Here is a 22,909-nt window from a genome sequence, read left to right as displayed (position 1 = left end):
GGCTCCCGGACAGGCCGTTCCCCGACACCGGTCGCGGCCCGGCCTCGCGTCACTGTTGATGTGTCCAGTCACGCGAACAGCGCAACGTTCCCCGCCGGAGCTGGCGCGCGGATTCGGCCGGCCTGTAGCACCGTTCGCCGTATGGACTCCACGCCGATAGTCGTGCACCCGCCCACCCCCACCGGGGGCCGACAGGTAGCAATCCAGGGGCACGTCGCCGGGATCGCCCGGAGTGATGCCGACCTCGTCGAACTCCTCTGTCAGGCCGGCGTGACGGTTCACAGCGCTCTCCTCGATGACGAGACATGGGTGAAGTGGCGGGGAGGGCGAGCCCACCACTACGCGTCACGATGAACACCGTGGCCTCGCCGAGGGCAAGCGAGTCTCCCCAGCCTCCTCAGTCACGACTCTCCGCGCGTGCGGACGTGAGCCGCCCCGTGCCGAGCAGGGGATGGGTGTGTGGCGCTGGTCCTGTGCGTGGGTCCCGGACTTTTTGATGATCTGTGGCCACCCGGCCGGTCCCTATGCCCGTGCGTCGCGACGCATCCGTGGACTGCCCGAGCCCGCCCGCCTGCGCACCGGCCCTGGGGCTCGGTGCGCGGGCGGGCGGGCTCGCCCTGATCCCGGTCGCCGGAATCAGCCCGCTACCGGGGTGAGGGTGAGGGGCTGGACCTTGCCCTCCAGCATCGCGCCGAGGCCGAGGACCGCGCAGACGTCCGGGCGTTCGGCGATATGGACCGGTACGCCCGTGGCGTCGCGCAGCATCTGGTCGAAACCGGGCAGCAGCGCGCTGCCGCCGACCATCATGATGCCGCGGTCGGCGAGGTCGGCCACCAGGTCGGGCGGGCAGTCCCGCAGGACCTTGCCGATGCCGTCGAGGACGGCGGTCAGCGGGGTGTGGATCGCGTGGCGCACGGCCGCCGTGTCGACCAGCACCGAGCGGGCCAGGCCCGTCGCCACGTCCCGGCCGTGGATCTCCGTCGACTCCGGGCCGTACGGGGTGAGGCCATTGCCGCTGAGGGCGATCTGCAGGGGACGTACGGACTGGGACGGGAGCATCAGTTCGTGGTGCTGGCGCAGGTGCTGGACCACCGCGTGGTCGATGGCGTCGCCGCCGACCGGGATGCGCTCGGCGGTCACGATCGAGCCCAGGGACAGGACGGCGATCTGCGTCGTGGCCGCGCCGCACACGATGATCATCGTGCCTTCCGGGCGCTCCACGGGCAGGTCGCATCCGACGGCGGCGGCGATGAGGGTGTCGACGAGTTCGACTCGGCGCGCCCCGAGCCCGACCATGGTCTCGACGGCGGCGCGCTGCGCGAGCGGGTCGGCGTCGTGCGGGGTGCAGGCGGCGGCGCGCAGCCGGGGCTTGCGGCGCAGCGTGCGGCGCAGCTTCTCGCCGATGAGGTGGCGCAGCATGCGCTGGGCCATGTCGATGTCGACGACAGTGCCGCCGGAGACGGGGCGCATGACGCGGATGTAGTCGGGGGTGCGGCCCGTCATCTTCTCGGCGAGCTCACCGACCGCGATCAGGGCGCCGGTGCGGGTGTTGACGGCGGCGGCGCTCGGCTCGTCGACGACGAGGCCCGCGCCCTTCACATACACCCGGGTCCGCGCGGCCCCCAGGTCGACGGCGAGATGGCAGCGGCGCAACTGCTCCAGACTGACGGTCATGGCAGATCCTCCCGAGAGCGCAGACCGTGACGGGTCGTCAAATAACGGCCCTTCTGAAATCCTGCGGCGGGGTGGCGCCGGGCGCGCGCTGGAATGAGCCGGGCGGGGTTCCGCCGGACGGGTGGTCCTGCCGGGCGTTGTCAGCATCCCGTGTGACCAGCACCCCGTCCTCGCCGGACCAGGCAGACGCCTGCGAGACCCGCTCCCGCACCGGTGAAGGGCCCCGCGCCGGGTGGTCGCCGCCGGATTCTCGCCGATCTCACCCCGCTGCGTATCTCGGTCGACTACCGGCGCCTGTGGGTCGGCAACACGGCGTCCTGGACGGGCCAGGCGATGACCGCGCTCGCGGTGTCCCTCCAGGCGTACGACATCACGCACTCCAGCTTCTCCGTGGGCCTGGTCGGCCTGTTCTCGCTGTTCTCGCTGGTCGTCTTCGGCCTCTACGGGGGTGCCATCGCGGACACGATGGACCGGCGCAAGCTCGGCCTGTACAGCGCGACCGGCTCGTGCGCGCTGTCCGTGGCACTGCCGTCGCGGCGCTCGCCGGCTACCACCGCGTCTGGCTGCCCTACGCGGTCGTGGCCCTCCAGGCGATGTGCGGGGCGCTCAACTCCCCGGCGCGCACCTCGATGATCCCGCGCCTCCTGCCGCCCGAGCACCTGCCGGTGGCGAACGCGCTCGGCTCCATGACGACCACAGCGGGCAGCCTCATCGGCCCCATGCTGGGCGGCGTCGTGGTCGGCCTGTGGGGCTACCCTCCGGCGAGCAGTGCAGGCCCGCGCCGCCTGGCGCGGGAACGCGACCGGGATGGGCGCGGCGCCGCTGTCCGCGGTCACATGGGCCGCAGGTCACGGCCTTGCGGCCGGTCACCAGTAAACCGGCCCTGATCTGGACACACGCCTAACGCCGTTGTGGCCGAGGGGTGTTGGGGCTGTCTGCCGCACGCGGACGCCGGCATCGGGAGGGCGGCCGGATCGCGGTCGGATCGCAGCCGGATCGCTCCCTGGCGGGAAGGCGCCAGGGCAGCTTCCCGCCAGGTCCCGTCAATGTCGCCGTAACAGTGGGCACTTCACACTCTTCGCAGTGCTCGGGTAACACCCCGACCCGAGGTTACGAAGAGAGGCAACGATGACCAGAGGACCAGCGAGACGGGGCGCGGCACTGCTGTCGGCCGGGCTCGCGCTAGCGCTGCTTCCGGGCGGGCAGGCCGTCGCCGGTGACACCACCGCCCCGGCGGCCCGCGCCACCACGCCCGCCGCCCGCGCCGCCCACACAGTGACCCTGGTGACCGGCGACAAGGTGACCGTCACCGACCTCGGCGGCGAGAAGAAGGCCGTCACCGTCGACCGCGCGAAGGGCGCGACCGGCGCCGTCAGGACCCAGGTGAACGACGGGAAGATCAGCGTCGTACCGGACGAGGCGCGCCCCTACCTCGCGGCCGGAACGCTGGACGCGCGGCTCTTCGACGTGAGTGAGCTGATACGTCAGGGGCTTGCCGACAGCAAGGCCGATGCGACGCCGGTCATCGTGTCGTACGCAGGCAAGAGCGCCCGCTCCGCGGCGCGCACCCCGAAGGGCGCCGACCGGACCCGCGCTCTCGCCAGCATCGGCGGCGCCGCCCTGGACGCCGGCAAGGGCCGCACGTTCTGGAACGCCGTGACCGCCCCCGAGGGCAAGGACTTCGCCGACGGCATCGGCAAGATCTGGCTCGACGGCCGCGTCAAGGCCGACATGGCCGAGAGCAACGAGCAGATCGGCACCCCGAAGGCCTGGGAGGCCGGGCTCACCGGCAAGGGTGTCAAGGTCGCCGTCCTCGACACCGGCTACGACACCACGCACCCCGACCTCGCGTCCCGCGTCACCGAGTCCAAGTCCTTCATCGAGGGCCAGGAGGTCGCGGACCGCAACGGCCACGGCACCCACGTCACCTCGACCGTGGGCGGCAGCGGCGCCGCCTCCGACGGCAAGGAGAAGGGCGTCGCCCCCGACGCGACCCTCGCCGTCGGCAAGGTCCTCAGTAATGAGGGCTCGGGCAGCGAGTCGCAGATCATCGCCGGCATGGAGTGGGCCGCCAAGGACATCCACGCCAAGGTCGTCTCGATGAGCCTCGGCTCCCAGGAGGCGAGCGACGGCACCGACCCGATGGCCGCCGCCGTGAACTCGCTGTCCAAGGAGACCGGCGCCCTCTTCGTCATCGCCGCGGGCAACTCCGGCGCCCCCGGCTCCATCGGCTCGCCCGGCGCCGCCGACTCCGCCCTCACCATCGGCGCCGTCGACTCCGCCGACGAGGCCGCCTACTTCACCAGCAAGGGCCCCCGCTTCGGGGACAACGGGCTCAAGCCCGACCTGTCCGCGCCCGGCGTCGGCATCCTGGCCGCCCGCTCCTCGCTGGTCTCCGGCAGCGGCCCGTACACCACCATGAGCGGTACGTCGATGGCGACGCCGCACGTCGCCGGTGTCGCGGCCCTGCTCGCCGAGAAACACCCCGACTGGACGGGCGCGCAGCTCAAGGACGGGCTGATGTCGACGTCCGAGGAACTCGCCGACTCCGCCTACGACCTGGGCTCGGGGCGCGTCAGCGTGCCCGACGCCGTGACCGCGGACGTCACCGCGACCGGCAGCGCCGACCTCGGCTACTACAAGTGGCCGTACGACAGCAACAAGCCGGTCACGAAGACGGTCACCTACAGCAACTCCTCCGACAGTGCGGTGGAGCTGACGCTGACCGCGCAGGGCGCCCCCGACGGCGTCGTCTCGCTCGCTGACAGCAAGCTGACCGTGCCCGCGCACGGCACCGCCTCCACGACCGTGACCGGTGACGGCGCCGAGGCCGCCGTCGGGAACACCAGCGGCCGGATCGTCGCGTCCGTGGCCGGAAAGCCCGTCGCGCACACGGCGTTCGGCCTGGTCAAGGAGGAGGAGCGGTACACGCTCACCGTCCATGTGAAGGACCGGGACGGCGCCCCGACAGCCGCGTATCTCGGCGTGCAGCAGCTCGTCGCCAACACCGATCCGTTCCCCGCCACGGTCGGTGACTCCGGCACGCTCCAGCTGCGCCTGAAGCCCGGCTCGTACTACGTCGAGTCCTACCTCGACGTGCACGGCAGCCACGGCAAGGACTCCCTCGGAATCGGCTACCTCGCCGACCCGACGGTCAAGCTCGACCGGGACCGGGAGATCACCCTCGACGGGCGGCAGTTGAAGGAGGTCAAGGCCGACGTCGGCCGGACCACCGAGACCCGCCACCTTCTCATGGAGGCCGACCGGAAGGCGGGCGGCGCCGACTACATGAGCGCGGTCCAGGTGCCCGTGAAGTACGACAGCATCTTCGCGGCGCCCACCCACGAGGTCACCGACGGGTCCTTCGAGTACCGCACCGTGTGGCGCCTCGGAAAGCCCGCGCTCCAGGTGGACGGCCTCCGTGAGGCCGTCGTCCAGCCCGGCGGCACCCTGACCGAGGGCCGCAGCAGCCTCGCGGTCGTGGACGCCGGGGCCGGCGCGCCCGCCGACTACGCGGGCAAGAACGTGCGCGGCAAGGCCGTCCTCGTGCGGCGCACCGACGCGCTCTCCCCGGCCGAGCTCGCTCAGGCCGCCCAGGACGCGGGCGCCAAGGCGCTGTTCGTCACCGACGACGCGGCAGGCAGGCTCAACGCCTGGTTCGGCACGGACGACGGCGCTGACCAGGCGCTTCAGATCGCCACGGTCGACTCCGCCGACGGCGCGAAGCTCGCCGCGGACGCGACGGCGGGCCGTAGCGTCACGATGACCGGCACCCGCAACACGCCCTGGGTGTTCGACGTCACCGACGAGCACAAGGGCGCCGTCCCGAGCGGCGACCTGACCTATCGGCCCGGCACGTCCGAACTGGCCGTCCTGGACGCCAAGTTCCACGCCGTGAAGCCTCAGGCGGGCGGCGAGTTCCGCTACTCGATCACCGACACCTTCCCCATAGGCATCGGCTTCCTGCAGAAGATCGACTACCCGGCCGAGCGCACCGACTACGTCTCCACCGGCACCGGCCAGAAGTGGCACGAGTCCGTCCAGACGGGCCCGACCGACCTGGAGCAGCGCAGCGGCCTCGTCACCTACAAGGGCGGCAAGCACTCCGAGCTCGACTGGTTCAAGCCGGTCTGGCACCCGTGGCTCGGCACCGGTCTCGGCTGGGGCCAGCAGCGCGCCGGTAACACCCTCCAGTTCAACGTGCCCGGCTGGGGCGACTCCGGCCCCGACCACACCGGCTTCGGTGACGTGTGGAGCGACAGCACCCAGACGCAGTTCTCCTCGGTGTACGTCGACGGGGTGCTGGCGGACAAGAAGCAGAGTTCGGGCGTGCACGTGTGGGACGCCGACCCGGCCGAGCACACCTACAAGGTCGTCACCGACACGACGCTCGATGCCGCGCGCTGGAAGCTGGCCACGAAGGGCCACTCCGAGTGGACGTTCAAGTCCGCCGAGACCCCCGACGACCGGTGGACGTTCCTGCCGCTGCTCAACCTCGGCTTCGACGTCGACACCGACCTCGCGGGCAATGTCCGCGGCGGACACCGGGTCCCCGTCGGGATCAGCTCCGAGTACGTCAAGGGCGCCCCGGACACCGGGAAGATCGGCGGCGGCGCCCTCGAGGTCTCGTACGACGACGGCAAGACCTGGACGAAGGTCACGCTCGACAGGCACGGCGCGTCCTGGAAGGGCACGCTGAAGGTGCCGGGCGACGCGCAGTACGTGTCCCTGCGCGCCTCGGCGAGCGACGACCGGGGCGGCAAGGTCACCCAGGAGATCATCCGGGCGGTGGGGGTCAAGTAGCCCGGTCTGTACGGGGGTTCTGACCTGTAGGGATGTAGTGATCGAAGGCCCGGTGCGGCAGCCTGCCGCACCGGGCCTCCGCGTGCGTCTCAGTGGTCCAGGCGTCCACCCTGTGATACGTCCTGTCCGCCATGCGGGAACGCTCTTGTGGGCGCGCGGTGGCCACGGGCAGGATGCGTGCATGGCTCCGGTACTCGTCTCGCGCGTGCTCGTCTCGCGCCGCCACGTGGATCTTCTGCGTGTGTCGACGATGCTCTGTCCGGCCGCGCCCGGCACCGACGCCCTTTCCTGAGGCCGCGCCGGGGAGGCATCCCCTCGCCCGGCCCGCCCGCGTTCCGTGTCCTGAAGGCCGGTTCGTTCCCGCAGTAGTCCACGCCCCCGCGCGATTCCCGAGGTGTCGTCATGCCCGAGAACCATCCTCTGCTGCACTGGTACCTGCCGGCCCGCCGGCCGGCCGACATCGACTCGCTGGCTCCCACGGCCCTGGCCGCGGAGCGCGCCGGGTTCGACTCGCTCTCGATCCCGGCCGGCGGCCCCGACCCGTGGGCGCTCGCGTCCGGGCTCTGTCGCCACACCGAGCGGATCGGCTTCCTCGTCGCCCTGCCCACCGGGAGCGCGGGCCCCACAGTCATCGCCCAACAGGCCGACGCCTTCCGCCGGTTCGCGGGCGGCCGCCTGAGGCTCGATGTCGGCGCGCACGGCGCCGGGCTGACCCACGACCAGCGCTACGGGCGCACCGACGAGGTGATGGCCGTCGTGCGCGACCTGCTCGACGGCCGGCGCATCGACTTCGAGGGGGAGCATGTGCAGGTCGAGGGCGCCCAGTTGAGCGACCCGGCCGTCGAGCATCCGGTGCCGCTCTACTTCGGGGGCGAGTCCCCGGACGCCGACGGCATCGCGGCCCGGCGGGCCGATGTGCGGCTGGTGAGGGGCGCGCCGCCCGCTGTCGTCGCGGAGCGCGTCGCCCGATCGCGGGACAGGAATCCGCGGCTGCGGTACGGGCTCCGCCTGCGCCTGGTGGGTCGAAGCGAGGCGTCCGAGGCGCGGGACGCGGCGGACCGGATCCTGGACGACGACCGGAGCGGGCCGGCGCAGGACGCGGTCATCGGTACGTACGACGAGGTGGCGCGGCGGCTGTTCGCCTACCGGCAGCTCGGCATCGACGAGTTCGTCCTCTACGGCTGTCCGTCTCCCGGCGAGCCGGCCCGCGTCGCCGGCGAGATCCTTCCGCGGCTGCGTGCCCTCACGGACGCGGCCGCGGTCTGCGGAGCGTGACGCGCGGCGGCGCCGCCTCCCCGTGGGGTGGGGGGAGACGGCGCCGCCGCGTTGACTCCGCGTGACCTGCGCGAGTCGGCGTCAGACGAGCCGGCCGACGAAGTGGACGAGGCCGGCGAGGATGTCGGTGATCAGGTTTCATGGTGGCGCGTTCTCCTGGCGGTGTTGCTCCGTGAGGCCGCGCGGGTCGCTCAAGGGGTCACTCGACGGGCCGCTCACGACGCCGCCCCCGCGATCCCGCGCACCACGCCCAGCTCCACCAAATCCTGTGGCCTGAGATGGAGTTGGTCGGCCGTCGCGTCCGTCTCGTCCGGGGCGCGCTTGAGGATCGCGGCGGCGAGTTCGGGCGCGATCACGGAGAAGTAGCTGTCCGGCGTCGCCCAGGTGTTCTCCGGTGCTGCCAGGGCGAGTGCCCCGCCCGAGCCGCCCTCGCCCACGACCAGCGTGGTGACCGGGACCGGCGACGCGGCGAGCGCCGTGAACAGGTCCGCGATGGCGGCGCCCGCCCCCGACCGCTCCGCCTCCGCGTCGTTGGCCGCACCTGGCGTGTCCACCAGCGTCAGCACGGGCACACCGAGCCGCCCGGCCAGCCGCACCAGTCGCGCCGCCGTCCGGTAGCCGGCCGGCCGTGTCGCCGTACCGAGCTGGGCGGCGTACGCGACCGTCCTGCCGTCCCGCGCGCTCTCCCCGAACCCGCACAGCACACCGTCGTCGGTGCCGCCGCAGCGGTCGCCGCTGACCGTGACGCGGGACGTGAAGTACGCGTCCAAGTACGCGTCGGCGCGGGGGCGTTCGGGAGCGCGGGCGCGGCGCACCGCGTCGCGGCCCGTGGCGGGCAGGCCGCCGTGGCCGAGGGCGTACGGGACCGGGGCGGGGTCGTCGGACGGGCGCGTGAGCAGGCGCAGCCACCCGGCGAGGGTCCCCGCCAGGTCGTCGGGGCGCACCACCGCGTCGACCGCGCCTGCGGCGAACTGGCCGCGTGCCGAGTACGCCGCCGGGTCCGCGTCCGCCGGTCTGACCCGCGAGCCCGCGAAGCCCACCTGCGCCGAGTCGAGCGCCAGGATCACATCGGCGCCCGCGCCGAGCGTCGCCCAGCCGCCGCCCGTCGTCGGGTCGCGCAGGACCGCCACCTGCGCAAGCCCGGCCTCCCGCGTGAGCGCCGACTGCCGTGCCACGCGCTGGAGTTGGGTCAGCGCCCGCATGCCCTCCTGCATCCGGCTGCCGCCCGTCGCGACCAGCGGCACGACAGGGAGCCGGTGCGCGCGGGCGAAGGCGTACGCGGCCTCTATGCGGTCGCCGGTGCGCTCGCCGAGCGAGCCCCCGAGGAAGCCGAACTCGAAGGAGACCAGTACGGCCTCGGTCCCGCCGACCGACGCGGTCCCGCACACCACGGACTCGGCCTCGCCGGTGCGGGCGGTGGCCCGGGCCCGCGCCGCGTCGTAGCCCTCCCAGGAGAGCGGCCCGTCGGGCGCGTACGTGCCGTCGGGGGCGGGCAGTTCGGTGAAGGTGCCGGGGTCGGTGACGGCGGCGAGCGCCTCGCGGGCGGAGAGCCGCACGGCGTCAGCCACGGGGGAGCGCCCGCTTCACGATCTTGCCCATGTCGTTGCGGGGCAGTGCCTCCAGGTAGCGCACCACGCGCGGGCGCTTGTGCGGGGCGAGCCGGTCGGCGACATGGGAGGCCAGCTCGTCGGCGGACGGGGGCTGTTCGGCGTCGGCCGGGACGATCCAGGCCACGATGCGCTCGCCGAGGTCGTCGTCGGGTTCGCCGGTGACGGCGGCCTCGCTCACCCCGGGGTGCTCGAGCAGCGCGTTCTCGATCTCGCCCGCGCCGATCTTGTAGCCGCCGCTCTTGATGAGGTCGGTGGCCTTGCGGCCCACGATGCGGACATAGCCGTCCGGGTCGCGGACCGCCATGTCGCCGGTGCGGAACCAGCCGCCCTCGGCGAACGCGCCGGCCGTCGCGTCGGGCCGGTTCAGGTACTCCGTGAAGAGGTTGGGGCCCCTGACCTGGATCTCGCCGACCGCCTCGGGGTCGCCGGCCGGGATCTCCGTGACGCCGTCGTCCTCCACCAGCCGCACCGAGACACCCGGCAGCGGCACGCCGACCGTGCCCGCCCGCGCCTCGCCGTCCGCGCGCACGCTCGTGTTCATCAGGGTCTCCGTCATCCCGTACCGCTCGATGACGCGGCGGCCCGTCGCGGCGGCGATCCGCTCGTGGTCGTGCACGGGCAGCGCCGCGGAACCGGACACCAGGAGCCGCGCCCCCGAAAGGGCCTTCGCCAGCTCCGGCTCGGCGGGCAGCGCCTCGGCGATGCGGTGGTACATCGTCGGCACCCCGAACAGCATGGTCGCCCCGCTGCCGAGCTCGCGCGCCACGCCCTCCGTGCTGAACCGGCCCAGGTGGCGCACCGATCCGCCGCGGCGCAGCGGGCCGAGGATGCCCAGGATGAGGCCGTGCACATGGAACAGGGGCAGGCCGTGTACGAGGACGTCGTCGCCGGTCCACTCCCAGGCGTCCTGGAGCGCGTCCAGGGTCGAGGTGACCGCGCGGCGCGGCAGGACCGCGCCCTTGGGCGGGCCCGTGGTGCCGGAGGTGTAGACGACGAACGCAGGGGCGGAGGCGTCCGGCTCGGGCCGTTCGCGGGCCGGACCCGACGCATCCACATCGATGCCGACGAACCTCAGGTCGCCGAGCGCGTCCGGGAGTTCGGTCCCCGGCGCGGCGAGCACGACGTCCGGGGCGCTGTCGGCCACGATGTGCGCCAGCTCGCCGCCGCCCGACTTCGGGTTGAGCGGTACGGCGGGCACGCCCGCGAGCAGCGCCGCGACAACGCCGACGGCGGTCTCCAGGGTGGGCGTCGCCCACACAGCGGCCCGGCTCGCGCCGTCGAGGCGCGCGGCCAGGGCTCCGGCCGCCGAGGCCAGCTGCCCGTAGGTGAGGGAGCGGTCGCCGAAGCGCAGGGCGCGGCGGTCGGGGTCGTGGGCCAGGGCGGGGAAGAGCAGGGACACGGGTGGCGCTCCTAGCGGCGGTCGACAGTGACGGCAGTGGCCAAGTGGCTGAACCAATGTGGGGGCGGCGTCGCCCGTACGTCAAGGATGCGCCGGAAGATTGGTTCAGCCACTGGGCCATTTGTCCGGCCCGCTGTTACGCTGCGGAACCCCAGGGAGGAGGGCCCCATGACCGACGCACTGCGGCCGATGACGGCCAGGCCGCGCCTGTACGAGCAGGTCCTCGACCGGCTGCGCGCCTACGTCGCCGAGGGCGGCCTGCGCGCCGGTGACCGCCTCCCGCCCGAGCGCGACCTGGCCGCCCGCCTCGGCGTGAGCCGCGCCTCCGTGAAGCAGGCCATCACCGTCCTGGAGGTCCAGGGCCTGGTGGAGGCCCGGCACGGCGGCGGCACGTACCTCATGCGCGACAGCCTCGACGCGGAGCCCGTCGAGCGGATGGTGGAGCGCAGACGCAGGCTGCCCGACGTCCTGGAGGCGCGCGAGGCGCTGGAGACCAAGCTCGCCGAGCTGGCCGCCGAACGCCGCACCGACGAGGACCTCGCCGCCCTGCGCTCGGCGCTCGACCGCATGGCGGCCGACATCGAGGACGGCGGGCACGGCGTCGAGGGCGACCGGCTCTTCCACGCGGCCGTCACCGCGGCCGCCCACAGCGCGCTCCTCGCCGAGTTCATGCGGTCCGTCGCCGACCAGGTCACCGAGTCACGCACCGAGTCCCTGCGTCAGCCGCGCCGCCCCGCCCGCTCCCTCGCCCAGCACCGGGCGATCCTCGAAGCGATCGAGACGGGCCGCCCGGCACAGGCCGCGGCGGCGATGCGCCGCCACGTACGGACGGTGGCGAAGGTACGGCTCCTGGACTGGGACCCGGACGAGGGCGAGTAGCCGGCCCCGGCAAGGACCCCCGTAAAGACACCCGTGAAGACGCCCGTAAAGACTCCCGCAACAGGGTTGCTGACCAGCCGGCGTCAGCCGGTGAGTGTCCAGCGCTGGAGGAGTCCGTAGGTGAACTCCGCTTTGACCTCTCGAGTCGTCCCCTCAGTGTCCGGCGCCGTGAAGGCGAGGCCCCAGCGCGTGGGCGCCGAGCCCTCCAGCGGGCGGGCCGGAGGGAACGCCTCGGACACCTCGTCCACGGTGCAGGACCAGGGCACGAGGTCGTCGAGGGTGCGGAGCGCGGGCGCGGGTGCGCCGGGGGCCCGCACCAGCCACTCGTTCCACACCGCGCCGTTCGGGCCGGCCAGCGCCTCGAAGAGCAGACCGGGCCAGAGCGGCACGCTCCATTGCAGGGCCTCGCACGTCAGGTCGCCGATGTGCCGGGTGACGGTGTGCTCGGGGGCGCCGAGGAGCGAGCGGTACATGGACCGTGTGGTGAGCGGGCCTCTCACATGGTGCCTGGCCTGGTAGCGGCGGTTCGCCTCCCGCATCTGCGCCACCGTCGCGCCGAGTTCCCGGCGGGCTTCTTCCACAAGGTCCGGGTTGTGGTCCGCCATGCGGCGCAGCAGGACCAGCTGGAAGTCGGTGACCGTGAAGGGCTCGCCGGTGGGGGCGGGCGTGCGTCGCGCTGACATACGGTCCATGGTCGCGCACGGCGGCCGCGCCGTCAGGGCGACATCCGGTCGAGCAGCCGCTCGTGCTCGTCCTCCGGGACCTGCTCGCCCGACGAGGGCAGGAGCTGGGGGATGCCGTCGACGATCGGGTAGCGGCGCCGCAGCCGGGGGTTGTAGAGCGCCTCGCCCGGCAGGAGGGCGTCCTCCTCGGGCGGGAGGAGGTGCAGCGGGCCCTTGTCGAGCGGGCAGGCCAGGATCCTCAGCAGCGGGTCATCGGGCTTCACGGCGGGCCAACTCCTTGGCGGGCGAGGGTGTTCGGGGCGGCGGGTCGTCGTGCTTCGGCATGAGGAGCAGTACGGACACGGCGAGGAGCGTGCCGGTCAGGCGCAGCGCGAGCGCCACCGGTTCGCGCGGCAGGGACTCGCCGAACGCGAACGTGCCGAGCACGGCCGTGAACAGGCACGTCACCGTCGAGCACACCGGCACGATCAGCGAGGCGCGGCACCGCTGGAGCGCCGCCTGCGACATGACGAGCCCGAACCCGCCCGTGCACAGCAGGAGATAGGGGTAGGGCGAGGTCAGCAGGTGCAGCGCGGCAGCGCCGAGCCGGTCCGTGGTCAGATACCCGGCCAGCCCCTTGATGGCCAGTGAGCTCACGCCGTAGAGCAGGCCCATCGCGACCCCGTAGGAGACGCCGGTCGTCGGGAGGCGGTGCCGGTGGCGCGTCCTGCGCTCGGCGAGGCCGTACAGGAGGAGCCCCGCCGCGAGCGTCGGCACGCACACCCCGAGGATCAGCGCGGCGGGCGCGCCCTTGCTGACCGTGTCGCTGCCCTGGCGCAGGGACAGTACGACCATGAGGAGTGCGGTGAGGATCGCCCCGATCGCGTACCGCTCCCGGCCCGTCGTCCGCTCCCCGAGGAGCGCCGAGGACAGGAGCAGCAGGAGGACGAGGCCGGAGACGAAGATGGCCTGCGCGGCGGCGATGGGAAGCGTTCTGTAGACGGCGAGCTGTGCCCCGAACCCGGCGGCCAGGGCCAGCGAGCCGCCGAGCCACAGGGGACTGCCGGCGACGAGGCGCACCAGGTGGGCCGGGCGGCGCACGCTGATCTGCGGCAGCGCGGCGAGCGCCCGCTTCTCCAGGACGAACCCGGTGCTGTAGAGGACGTTCGCGAGGAGCGCCGCGCCGACGCCCCACCACATGGCGGTCATCCCGCTCACGTCTTCCTGGCGTGCAGCAGGAGGATCGACGAGAGGGAAGGGGCCGCGCAGGCGAGCCGGTCCAGGGGACGCAGCGGGCGTGGGACCCCGTGGAAGGGCGCGCCCGTGACCCGTACGACGTCGAAGCCCGCAGCGGCCACGAACGAGCGCAGCGCGCGGGCCGTGTACAGCCGCAGGTGGCCCACGACCTCGCTGCCCGGGCGGCCGTGCACCGCGCGCAGACTGACCTCGGAGAAGACGGGCTGCACACCGGCGAGGAGCAGGGCGCGGTTGTACCAGGCGGCGAGGTTCGGCGTGGACAGCATGAGATGGCCGCCGGGGCGCAGGATCCGGCGGATCTCGTCGAGCGCGGCATCGGGGTCGACGAGGTGCTCGATCACCTCGCTGAACAGGACGGCGTCGGCGGATCCCGACGCGAACGGCAGCCCGCTCGCGGTGAGTTCACCGCGCACCACGTCCGGGATCCGGGCTCTGGCCCGCTTGAGGGCGTCCTGCGACCAGTCGACGCCGACGATGCGGTGGCCCGCGAGGAGTGGCGCCGCGGTGGCCGCGGCCTGTCCGTCGCCGCAGCCGATGTCGACGACCGTGGCGGGGAAGGGCGCGGGCCTGCCGAGGGCGGTGGCGAGCGCGCGGGCCTGGCGGTGGGAGCGCTGTTCGCCGGAGGCGACCGGGGTCGCCGGGTCCTCGTAGAAGTCCCGCAGCCCCGGCGGGGCGGACGTGGTGGTCATGGCGTCGCCTCCTGCGTCGCGTGCAGGTAGTGCTCGAACAGGTCCCGCAGCCGGTCGCCGTCGCCCGGTCCGAGCAGGGCGCGCGACCAGCGCAGCGCGAGGTGCAGCCGGCCCGCCGTGGACGCGGTCGTCACGGTCAGGCCGCGTGGCATGCGCGCGGGCGCCGAGAACCAGACGGCGTGGGCGCGGCCCGCGTCGCCGAAGTCGAGCGGGTAGGGGACGCGGCCGATGTTGCTGAGCAGCGTGGTCGACGTCCAGGGTGCGGCGGCCCTGCGCAGCCCGCGGGTGATCGCGGCACGCCAGGCGACCGGGGCGAGCGGAGCGGTGAGGAGGGCGGCGCCGTGGCCGAGCTGGGGCCGGTCGAGGGCCTTGAGCGCGCGGGTGCGGACCGAGGTGCGGTGCAGCAGGAGCGGGATGCCCGTAGGTGCCAACTCCTGTGGTTCGAAGGTGACTTCGACGAGCCGGGTGCCGTTGCCGATCGGCATGTCCGCGCCCCGGGGCCGGTCGTCCACCGGCATCGTGATGCGCAGGGGGCGCGGGCGCGCGCCGCGCTCCCTGTTCCAGTGCGTGATCATCAGGGCGGTGGCGGCCATGAGCTGGTCGTTGACGGTGTACGGAGCGCCGGCGGGCCGGTGCGGCACGGGCAGGTCCGCGACGAGGAGGCCGTTGCCGGGCGAGAGGGCCGGTGAGGGGTCGGGGGTGCCGGGGGCGACGCGGGCGGGCGGGGCCCACGGCGAGGGCCCGCGCAGGGCGGGCCCCGGCGCCCCGGGCGGCGCCCTGTGGGGCGACGGCGCGCCGGGGGCGTCGTCGTGACCCCCGTAGATCTCGGCCGCCGTCGCGAGAACGCGCAGACAGGCCGGGCCGTCCAGCGCGGTGTGGTTGATGGTGAGGAAGAGGACCGCGGCGCCGTCCTCCCGCTCCCGCACGACCTCCAGACGGACCGGCGGCGACGCGGTCAGCGGCGGGGCGTGCGTCAACGCCCGCGTCCTCGCGTCCTTGAGCGCGTCCGGCCCCGGCGGCGGGAAGGCGACCACGTCCACATCGGGGCCACGGGTCAGCTCCCACTCGTAGCGCCGCCGGTACCAGGGGCCCGCCGCCTCCCGCATCAGGATGCGCGGATGGCGGCGCAGCGCCTCGGCGAACGCGGCCTTCAGGCGTGCGGGGTCCGGAGCGCCCGGCAGGTGGACCTCGATGTGGACGGTCTCCGGCTCCTCGTCCTGGAGACAGTGCCGGGCGACCTCGTCGACCACGGGGAACGGGACGCGCCGCGGCGCGGGCGGGGCCGGAACGCTCATGCTTCGCCTTCCTGCGACGGGCCGGCCGCGCTGCCCGGCGGCCTGCGGGTGGTCGCCAGCGCCGCGAACAGGGCGACCAGCGCGAGGAGTTGGGCCACCGGGCCGAACGCGCCCGCGGACGACCGGGACGGCTCCCCGGCCCCCACCGCGGCGGCGACCCCCGCGCCCGCCATCGCCAGGAACGCGATCGGGACGAGGAGCGCGTGCCGCCGCCACGCCACGAGCGCGAGCGCCGGGACGAGCAGCGCGAGCGGGCCCGCGATCACCGCGCCGACGAGGGTGAGCGCCACCGTGCCGAGCAGCAGCCCGGGCGGCGGGGCGGGCGGCGTCACCTCTGCAGACGCGGCGCGCCGCCGGAACAGGGCGATCCCGGCCAGCGCGAGCACGCCCGCGGCCCCGCCGAACAGCCCGGCCTCGTACGTCCGCGCCGGCTCGTACCTCAGCTTTACGGTGCCGCCTGCGCCCTGGGGGACGAGGAAGCCCTGCTGCCAGCCGTCCAGGCGCAATGGCGTCAGCTCCTTGCCGTCGAGGGTCGCCTTCCAGCCGTCGTTCACGTTCTCGTACGTCGTCAGATAGGTGGCGGGGCCGGAGCCGACGGTCACCTCCTTGCGGTCGCCGAGCCAGTCGCGGACACGCAGATCGCGGTCGGCGCGCGGGGTGGTGGAGGGTGCGTCGGTGCGGGTGAGGGTGGCGTCGGTGAGACGGAGGGGGCTCTTGTTCTGCGGTGTCTCCAGGGTGTGGGTGCCGGCCGGGAGTCCGAGCGATGCGGGGGCTTTCCCGCACAGGGTGACGGTGATCGGGCGGCGCTCCACCAGGTCCCTGACCGATCCCTGCGCGCGCGTCGCGTACCGCGTCCCGTCGACGGTGACCACGGGTCCCTTGCCGCAGGACAGGCTGAACGTGCGGGTCGGGGACGGCTGCGGGGTGCGGTACTGGTCGAGCGCCGGGAGGTACGCCTCCGTCAGCCCCACCGGCAGTTGCAGATCGGCGTCCGCCACCGGGTTGTGAACGGTGAGGGGCGCCGTCGCGGTGACGGTGATGTCCAGTCGGTCCGTGGTGATCGGGTCGAAGCGGGCCGCGCCGTTCTCGTCGACGCCCGCCACCGCCGCCCCGTCCGGAGAGCTGATCTCGATCTTCTCGGGGCGGGTGGAGAGGCCACCGGCGGCGGCGAGTACGACTTCTCCCACCGGCTGCTTGTCCGGCCAGCGCAGATGGATGGTGGGCCGGTCGCCCGCGATCCACGCCGTGGTCAGGTCGCCGTCCGTGAGATTGCGCGGCGACAGATCGCCGCCGAGCGCGGACGTGGAGTCCGCGGTGGCCGTGATGCGGCGGCGCTGATCGGGCGCCACGTCGTAGAGGAGCTTGTCGAACGCGTCGCCCGGAGCGGGCCGCGCGCTCGCCTTGAGGGTGTACGTGCCGCCTTCGGCGGTCGTGAACCGGCGCCCGAGTTCCGGCTCCTCGGTGGTCGCGTGGAAGCTGAACTGCTGTGCGTCCGCGGAGTCCTGGGGCAGCCGCAGCAGCCGGGTCACCTGGACGCCGGGGATGCCGACGTCGGAGAAGCCCGCGCCCGCGAGCCCCGTGTGCCCGGCCTGCGCGTCCAGGATCGTGATCCGCAGCCAACTGCTGTTTCCCTCAGGCGCCTTGACGGTCTGGCGTCTGCCGTTCGCCTGAAGGGCCGAGGTGGCCGAGCCGGTTTCCGTCCGTACGCGGATCCGGGTCGGTGCGGCCCGGACTCCCTCCGCAGGCAGGGGAGTCACATGAAGTGTGCCGGGCACGGGTGTCTTCGAGGAGAACGCGATCCGCAGCCACTGCCCGTCGGGCGTGCCCGGTGTGCCCTCCGCCCACGCCGTGTCCGGGTCCCCGTCGAACGCGTTCACCGGGTCGTACTGCGGCAGGTGGAACAGCCAGTTCCCGCTCGACGACGCCGTGACCTGCGCGGCGCCGCGCAGCACGGCGGTCGTCTGATGGCGGATCCCCCCGCCCGGCAGGATCTGCCGCGGCTTCGCCCCCGGGTCCTGCGTGCTGCCCGGGGAGTTCCGCTCGGTCGGCGTGTACGTGTACGAGGTGTTGGAGCCGACCAGACCGAAGCGGGTGTCCGCGCGGCGGAGGCCGTCACCGGCCGTGCGCAGCGCGGGCGTGCCGATGCCCGGGTGGTTGTCGCCGGCCAGGACGGTGGGCCGGCCGCGCATCCCGGGGTCGGCGGACAGCGGCAGGAGCGCCTCGGGACCGCCGCTGACCTCAGCCGTGCCGGAGACCGGCAGCAGGGCGGCCTGCCCGGGGCGCCGCGCGGAGCCGGGCGCGTAGATCTCCACCGCGCGCCGGCGCGGATAGAGCCCCTCGACCTGGAGCGGGGTGCCCTCGGCGATGCGCCCGCCGGTCGTGACGGGCCCGAACCCGGTGACGCGCCGGTACCCGGACTGCTCCAGAGTGCGCTTGACGGTCGCGGTCGGTACGTAGCCCAGCTGGTCGGGGTCGAGGTCGCCCCGTACGACGACGTAGTGCAGGCCCGCCCTGCTCAAGTAGTCCTGGAGGCCCGGGACTTCGCCTCCGGTGGTCAGGGCCTGCTCGACGGCGTCGAGGGCGCGGCGGTTGCCGGGTGTGCCGAACGGGACGTAGTCGCGCTGCGCCCAGCGCGAGTCGGCGAGGACGTCGAGGGGCTGGTCGATGGGGGAGCCCCAGGTGTAGATGCCGTGCGCGGTGGCGGGCACGACGAGGGCGCGCGAGTCGGGCGAGTTCTTCTTCAGCCAGTGCGCGGTCGTGTCCCAGTACGCGGGCAGGGAGCGGAACGAACCCGGTTGCAGGATCGAGCCGTTGAGGTAGGGCCAGGCGAGTCCCGGCAGGATCAGCACCGCCGCCACGAGGGGCGCGTACCGGCGGTGGCGCAGGGGGCGGGCGCCGCGCGGCTCGGCCGCGACCGCCGTCACATGCATCAGCCCGAAGGCGAGGGCGAGCCCCAGGCCGGTCTGGAACTTGTAGATGTTGCGGAACGGGACCAGGCCGCCGTTCAGCCAGGACTGCACCGTGGAGTGGAAGGGTGCGCCGAGCGCGCCGCCGTAGCCCGCGAGCGTGATCAGCGCGACCGTGAGGACCGTCAGGACGAGCCAGCGGCGTTCCGGCAGATCGCGGCGGGCGAGCCCCGCGAGCCCGAAGGCCGCCGCGAGCGCCGAGCCGACGACGGTCACGGCCGCCGTCGCGACCGTCCATCCGGCCGGCAGCCAGGCCTCGCCGAAGTGCAGATACGCCACCCAGTTCCCGGCGCCGCGCAGGGACTCGGCGGCCGACATGGTGCCCGTCGTGGTCTGCGAAGTCTCCACGTACGGAAGGAAGTTCTCGCCGTAGATGCCCAGGAGGAGCAGCGGCAGGATCCACCAGGCCGTCGCGAGGATCACCGACGGGGTCCACCACGCGATCAGCTTGCGGCGGCGCGGGCCCGCCGGGCGGGAGAGGAGATAGAGGCCCACCGGGAGGAGGGAGGCGAGCGTGGCCGCCGCGTTCACCCCGCCCATGAACGGGATGAGGAGTGCCGAGCGCGTCGCCGCGAGGCGTGCGCTCGTGCGGTCGTTCGTGAGCGGCAGCAGTACCCACGGAAGGAACGCGCCCGGCAGGGCGGCGGCCGACGTCGAGCCGACGACGATCGTGAACGCCGGCCACAGCGCGTACGCCACCGCGCCGAGCAGCCGGGTGCGCGGGCTGCCGATCCGCAGGCGCTCCGCGAGGCGCAGGGCACCCCAGAACGCGACGGTCACGATGATCGACAGCCACAGCCGCTCGGCCAGCCACACCGGCAGATGCGTCAGGCGCGCGAGCCCGTAGTAGGGCAGCATCGGGAACGAGTAGCCCACGTACTGGTCGAAGATCCCGCCGAAGCCCGCCCGGTCGTGCCACAGGTCGCCCAGGTCCGTGAGGAACTTCCACGGGTCGAGCGCGACGCCCAGCTTCGTGTCGAACGTCATGCGCCCGGGCGACACCGCCACGAACAGCACGAACACCGTGGCCCAGAAGGCGAGCAGCCAGCGCCGCGAGCGCGGCCCCCGCCCGTGTCCCGGCCGGGAGTGGGCGGGGCGGGCCGCTGCCGGGGGCGGCGCCTGGACCGTGCTCGTCATGGAGAACACCGCCGGAGGATGAGGAGGAGGTTCCAGGTGGCGAACTCGCGCACCCCCGGCACCTTCGCGACGGTCGCCGCGAGGAACGGCCAGTAGCGGGAGCGCGCGGAGACGACGGTGATGTCGTCACGGGCCCTGACCTGGCGCAGCGTCGGGCCGATGTGATGCGCGAAGAGGTTCTCGCCGAGCGTGTGCTTGGGCGGCCTGCCCGTGCGCCGCTGATAGCGGGCGCCGGCCCGGTCGGCGCCCAGGTAGTGCCAGGGCGCCCACTCGTGACCGCCCCACGGGGACAGCCAGTTGGTGAACGAGAGATAGACGATTCCGCCGGGCCGCGTCACGCGGACCAGCTCGCTGAGAAATGTCTGCGGGTCGTCCACGTGCTCCAGGACGTTCGAGGAGAACGTGACGTCGGCCGCGCCCTCCGCGAGCGGCAGCAGATAGCCGTCCGCGACGACTGCGGGAGCGGAGGGCCGCTCGCCCAGCTCCCTTGCGTCGGGCTCGAAGAGGAAGCCGTGCGCGCCGCGCCGCCGGAACTCCCGCGTGAAGTAGCCGGACCCGCCGCCCACATCGACGACGACTTTTCCGCGTACGTCGCCGCAGACCGCCTCGACCTGGTCGGCGGCGTCGCGGGCCAGCAGGGAGTAGCAGGCCTCGGGGTCCTGCTGTTCGCGCAGGAACGCGCGGAACAGGGCGAGTGAGCGGCGCAGTGACGGGTCGGGCGGGGACGTCCGTGTCGAGTGCGTCATGGCGCGGGGCTCCTCACCGCCTCGGCGGCCACGGCTCTGAACTGCCGCACCGTGTGCGCCCAGCGGAAGGTCGCGGCACGTTCCTCAGCGGCCTTGCCCATCAGCCTCCGCCGCTGTCCCGACAGGGCCAGCGCGCACCAGGCCGCCGCGAACGACGACTCGCCGCGCGCGAGGAGACCCGTGACGCCGTCCTCCACGGAGTCGCGCAGGCCCGGCACGTCGAAGCCGATCGCCGGGGTCCCGCGCGCGGCGGCCTCCGTGACGACCAGGCCCCAGCCCTCCACGGCGGAGGGGTGCAGCAGCAGCCATGCCTCGCCCAGGAGCCGGTTCTTCTCGGCCTCCGAGACATGGCCTCTGAACTCGACGCCGGGGCCCGCGAGTTGTTCGAGCTGTTCCCGCTCGGGCCCGTCGCCGACGATCAGGAGCCGGCCGCCGGTGACCGGCCGCACCCGCTCCCACAGCCGCAGCAGCAGATCGATCCGCTTGTACTCGACGAGCCGGCCCATCGCGAGGAAGAGCGGCTCACGGGAGCGGTCCGCGCGCGGACCCGGCTCCTCGACGCCGTTGTGGACGACGCGGATGCGCTCCCGCTCGACGCCGAGCGCCCGCAGCGCAGCCGCCGTCGACGGCGAGACGGCCACCAGCAGACCGCGGCGCTCGGCGCCGGACAGCGCCCAGTGCTCCAGTCTCCGCCCGAGCCGCGCGGCCGGCGCGAGAGGCCCGCCGAAGCGCATGCGCCACAGATCGGTGTGGACGTGGTTGACCAGGCGCAGCGTCGGGCCGCGGTGCCACAGCGGTGCCAGGTACGGCATGCCGTTGCACACTTCCACGAGCAGGTCGCAGTCGCCGACCTGGCGGGCGAAGGCGGAGCGCGCCCGCAGATAGTGGCCGAGGTCGCCGCCCGCCGACACGACGCGGTAGTCGCGGAACGCGGCGGGTCCGCCGCACAGGAGCGTCACCTCGTGTCCCAGACGGGTCAGCCCGTCGGCCAGCCGGTCGACGAGGAGTTCGGAGCCGCCCGCGGCCGGATTGCCGAGGTCGCGGTGGGCGAGGAAGACGATCCGGCGCGGCGGTGGGGGAAGCGCCGGGTGGGGACGCGCGTCGCCGGGGTGGGGCGTGCGCAGGGGGGTGGGCACGTGCTGGGGCATGGGTGCTCCAACTCGTCTCGGGGTGCGGAACTGTGTGGGGGGACTTGCGCGGTGCGTTTCAGGAATGCCTGTACGGATGCCTTTTTTACGGATGCCGTTGGGGATGCCTGACGGGGCTGGCTCAGGCTGCGGAACGGGGTGCCGGGGTGGCGGTTACGGGGGAGCTGTGCCGGGGCTGTGCGGGGGCCGTGCCTGAACTGTGCGGGGGGTGGGGTGGGACAGTTTTCGCCGAGCTGTTCGATGCGGCTACTCACCGAGGTGACAAATTCTCAGCTTTCCGGAGCTGACGTCACATCACATCGTGGAGGGTTCCAGCACTGTTGGGGACGAATCGGGATTCGACGGCCCCCTCCCGCCCGTACCGCCCCGCTCACCCCTGCCCCGCACGACGAACACGGCACCCAGTGCCGCGAGCACCAGGCCGGCCGCGCCGGCCGTGAGCGGGAGCGTCGTGCCGAGGAGGTGGAGCCGGCCGCTGTCGTCGTCAGCGAGAGCGACCTGCCGGCGCTGCGTGGCCGGGGTGAACGCGATGCGTTCGCTGTCCAGAAGCACCACCGCGTCCCTCGCCGAACCGGGGGCGCGCAGCGTCTTGCGCGGGCCGATCGCCGCGTAGACGATCCGGCCCGTCTTCTGGTCCACGACCAGCTCGATGCCGTGGTTCGCGTACCACTCCTCGGCCAGGACCTGATTCCGCTTCGGCTGTCCCACGATCGTCCCGGGCACCAGGCGCGAACCGGTCTTCGTGGCCGGGACGGTGCCGGTGAAGCGGTAGCCCTCGTAGCCCTGGACCTTCTTCGTGCCCCGGTAGGAGAGCGTGACCGTCGCGCCGAGCGTGTTGTCCCACCAGCGGTAGGCGCGCTTGTGTACGTCGAAGGGGAACTTGAGGTAGGCCTCACCCTCGAAGGACGGCTGCTCGCCGCAGCAGTGCACGGGTGCGTTGGTCCTGCGGTCGGTGACCCAGCGCTCCAGGGTCCACTGGAGCGCGTCGTGCGGGTCGGCCGCGGGCAGCGACGCGTCGGTGTCGACGGACGTGGACACGTCCCACACCGCCCGGCCGCTCTTCTCGGACGCGGCCACATCGCCGCGCACCTGGCGCGTGACGGTGATCCGCTTGCCGTGCACGGTCTTCACCGCGCCGGTGTCGAAATAGCTTCCGGTTCCGGTGAACACGGTCGTCGTGTCGACGTCGACGGGGGTGCGTTCGGCGCGCGGCTCGACGTACCACGCGAGCAGCGGGGCCAGGGCGAGGAGGAACGCGCCGAGACCCAGTGTGAGCAGGGAGAAAGGTGAAGCTGTACGACGCATCCGGCACTCCTGGGGTGGGGGAGGGAGGTCTGGTGCGGGCGCAACGCGGCTTTGGGCCGGGAAC

Annotated in this window: 15 protein-coding genes and 1 pseudogene; 4 read left to right on the top strand and 12 right to left on the bottom strand. The window is 73.5% G+C overall.

Translation table 11 applies throughout. The features are described 5' to 3' along the window. Positions 1-636 precede the first annotated feature (636 nt). Positions 637-1,674, bottom strand: coding sequence for a rod shape-determining protein MreB (mreB, locus tag ACY0PA_RS15610; protein ID WP_473085195.1), 1,038 nt, complete (start codon positions 1,672-1,674; stop codon positions 637-639). Positions 1,675-1,811: 137 nt separating this feature from the next. Here mreB and ACY0PA_RS15605 point away from each other — a divergent pair. From ACY0PA_RS15605 to ACY0PA_RS15595, 3 genes and pseudogenes are all read left to right on the top strand, one after another. Further along, a pseudogene (locus ACY0PA_RS15605) lies at positions 1,812-2,438 on the top strand (MFS transporter); the annotation flags it as partial. Positions 2,439-2,802: 364 nt separating this feature from the next. Next, a complete protein-coding gene (locus tag ACY0PA_RS15600; RefSeq protein ID WP_473085194.1) occupies positions 2,803-6,477 on the top strand; it encodes a S8 family serine peptidase in 3,675 nt (1,224 codons plus the stop codon). A 402-nt stretch (positions 6,478-6,879) separates the two neighbouring features. Next, positions 6,880-7,752, top strand: a complete 873-nt coding sequence (locus tag ACY0PA_RS15595; protein WP_473085193.1) for an LLM class flavin-dependent oxidoreductase — start codon at positions 6,880-6,882, stop codon at positions 7,750-7,752. A gap of 215 nt (positions 7,753-7,967) precedes the next feature. On the opposite strand, the gene ACY0PA_RS15590 is transcribed toward ACY0PA_RS15595, so the two are convergent. Then, complete coding sequence (locus tag ACY0PA_RS15590; RefSeq protein WP_473085192.1) at positions 7,968-9,320, bottom strand: carboxyl transferase domain-containing protein; 1,353 nt, start codon at positions 9,318-9,320, stop codon at positions 7,968-7,970. Beyond that, a complete protein-coding gene (locus ACY0PA_RS15585) occupies positions 9,313-10,761 on the bottom strand; it encodes an acyl-CoA synthetase (RefSeq protein ID WP_473085191.1) in 1,449 nt (482 codons plus the stop codon). Before ACY0PA_RS15585 ends, ACY0PA_RS15590 begins: the two co-directional genes overlap by 8 nt. 168 nt (positions 10,762-10,929) lie before the next feature. Between ACY0PA_RS15585 and ACY0PA_RS15580 the strand changes: the two genes are divergently transcribed. Beyond that, positions 10,930-11,640, top strand: coding sequence for a FadR/GntR family transcriptional regulator (locus ACY0PA_RS15580; protein ID WP_473085190.1), 711 nt, complete (start codon positions 10,930-10,932; stop codon positions 11,638-11,640). An 83-nt stretch (positions 11,641-11,723) separates the two neighbouring features. Here ACY0PA_RS15580 and ACY0PA_RS15575 read toward each other — a convergent pair whose 3' ends face one another. The 9 genes from ACY0PA_RS15575 to pgfA form a co-directional block, all read right to left on the bottom strand. Further along, entirely contained in the window at positions 11,724-12,332 is a 609-nt protein-coding gene (locus ACY0PA_RS15575; protein ID WP_473085189.1) for a hypothetical protein, read from the bottom strand. Between the two features lie 23 nt (positions 12,333-12,355). After that, on the bottom strand, positions 12,356-12,586 hold the full coding sequence (locus ACY0PA_RS15570) for a Trm112 family protein (RefSeq protein WP_116502239.1): 231 nt from the start codon (positions 12,584-12,586) through the stop codon (positions 12,356-12,358). Next, positions 12,573-13,502, bottom strand: coding sequence for a hypothetical protein (locus ACY0PA_RS15565; protein ID WP_473086329.1), 930 nt, complete (start codon positions 13,500-13,502; stop codon positions 12,573-12,575). Before ACY0PA_RS15565 ends, ACY0PA_RS15570 begins: the two co-directional genes overlap by 14 nt. A gap of 14 nt (positions 13,503-13,516) precedes the next feature. Beyond that, positions 13,517-14,248, bottom strand: a complete 732-nt coding sequence (locus tag ACY0PA_RS15560) for a class I SAM-dependent methyltransferase (RefSeq protein WP_473085188.1) — start codon at positions 14,246-14,248, stop codon at positions 13,517-13,519. Beyond that, positions 14,245-15,543 carry a condensation protein gene (locus ACY0PA_RS15555; RefSeq protein ID WP_473085187.1) on the bottom strand — a complete coding sequence of 433 codons (1,299 nt, stop codon included), beginning with the start codon at positions 15,541-15,543 and terminating at the stop codon, positions 14,245-14,247. The genes ACY0PA_RS15560 and ACY0PA_RS15555 overlap by 4 nt, the downstream gene beginning before the upstream one ends. Next, on the bottom strand, positions 15,540-19,646 hold the full coding sequence (locus tag ACY0PA_RS15550; RefSeq protein ID WP_473085186.1) for an alpha-(1->3)-arabinofuranosyltransferase: 4,107 nt from the start codon (positions 19,644-19,646) through the stop codon (positions 15,540-15,542). The genes ACY0PA_RS15555 and ACY0PA_RS15550 overlap by 4 nt, the downstream gene beginning before the upstream one ends. After that, positions 19,643-20,392: a class I SAM-dependent methyltransferase gene (locus ACY0PA_RS15545; protein WP_100591892.1), complete on the bottom strand. Its 750-nt coding sequence runs from the start codon at positions 20,390-20,392 to the stop codon at positions 19,643-19,645. Before ACY0PA_RS15545 ends, ACY0PA_RS15550 begins: the two co-directional genes overlap by 4 nt. After that, on the bottom strand, positions 20,389-21,540 hold the full coding sequence (locus ACY0PA_RS15540; RefSeq protein WP_473085185.1) for a glycosyltransferase family 4 protein: 1,152 nt from the start codon (positions 21,538-21,540) through the stop codon (positions 20,389-20,391). Before ACY0PA_RS15540 ends, ACY0PA_RS15545 begins: the two co-directional genes overlap by 4 nt. Before the next feature lie 294 nt (positions 21,541-21,834). Continuing rightward, positions 21,835-22,845: a cell envelope lipid trafficking protein PgfA gene (gene pgfA / locus ACY0PA_RS15535; RefSeq protein WP_473085184.1), complete on the bottom strand. Its 1,011-nt coding sequence runs from the start codon at positions 22,843-22,845 to the stop codon at positions 21,835-21,837. Positions 22,846-22,909: the final 64 nt, after the last annotated feature.

The sequence above is a fragment of the Streptomyces sp. DS1-CR2 genome (assembly GCF_055760475.1).
This window is presented reverse-complemented; position numbering and strand designations above follow the sequence as displayed.

Coding starts and splice junctions, on each gene's coding strand:
- ACY0PA_RS15545 (WP_100591892.1), bottom strand. CDS start 20,392: ATGACGCACTCGACACGGACGTCCCCGCCCGACCCGTCACTGCGCCGC.
- ACY0PA_RS15560 (WP_473085188.1), bottom strand. CDS start 14,248: ATGACCACCACGTCCGCCCCGCCGGGGCTGCGGGACTTCTACGAGGAC.
- ACY0PA_RS15575 (WP_473085189.1), bottom strand. CDS start 12,332: ATGGACCGTATGTCAGCGCGACGCACGCCCGCCCCCACCGGCGAGCCC.
- ACY0PA_RS15540 (WP_473085185.1), bottom strand. CDS start 21,540: ATGCCCCAGCACGTGCCCACCCCCCTGCGCACGCCCCACCCCGGCGAC.
- ACY0PA_RS15595 (WP_473085193.1), top strand. CDS start 6,880: ATGCCCGAGAACCATCCTCTGCTGCACTGGTACCTGCCGGCCCGCCGG.
- mreB (WP_473085195.1), bottom strand. CDS start 1,674: ATGACCGTCAGTCTGGAGCAGTTGCGCCGCTGCCATCTCGCCGTCGAC.
- pgfA (WP_473085184.1), bottom strand. CDS start 22,845: ATGCGTCGTACAGCTTCACCTTTCTCCCTGCTCACACTGGGTCTCGGC.
- ACY0PA_RS15555 (WP_473085187.1), bottom strand. CDS start 15,543: ATGAGCGTTCCGGCCCCGCCCGCGCCGCGGCGCGTCCCGTTCCCCGTG.
- ACY0PA_RS15550 (WP_473085186.1), bottom strand. CDS start 19,646: ATGACGAGCACGGTCCAGGCGCCGCCCCCGGCAGCGGCCCGCCCCGCC.
- ACY0PA_RS15580 (WP_473085190.1), top strand. CDS start 10,930: ATGACCGACGCACTGCGGCCGATGACGGCCAGGCCGCGCCTGTACGAG.
- ACY0PA_RS15600 (WP_473085194.1), top strand. CDS start 2,803: ATGACCAGAGGACCAGCGAGACGGGGCGCGGCACTGCTGTCGGCCGGG.
- ACY0PA_RS15565 (WP_473086329.1), bottom strand. CDS start 13,502: ATGTGGTGGGGCGTCGGCGCGGCGCTCCTCGCGAACGTCCTCTACAGC.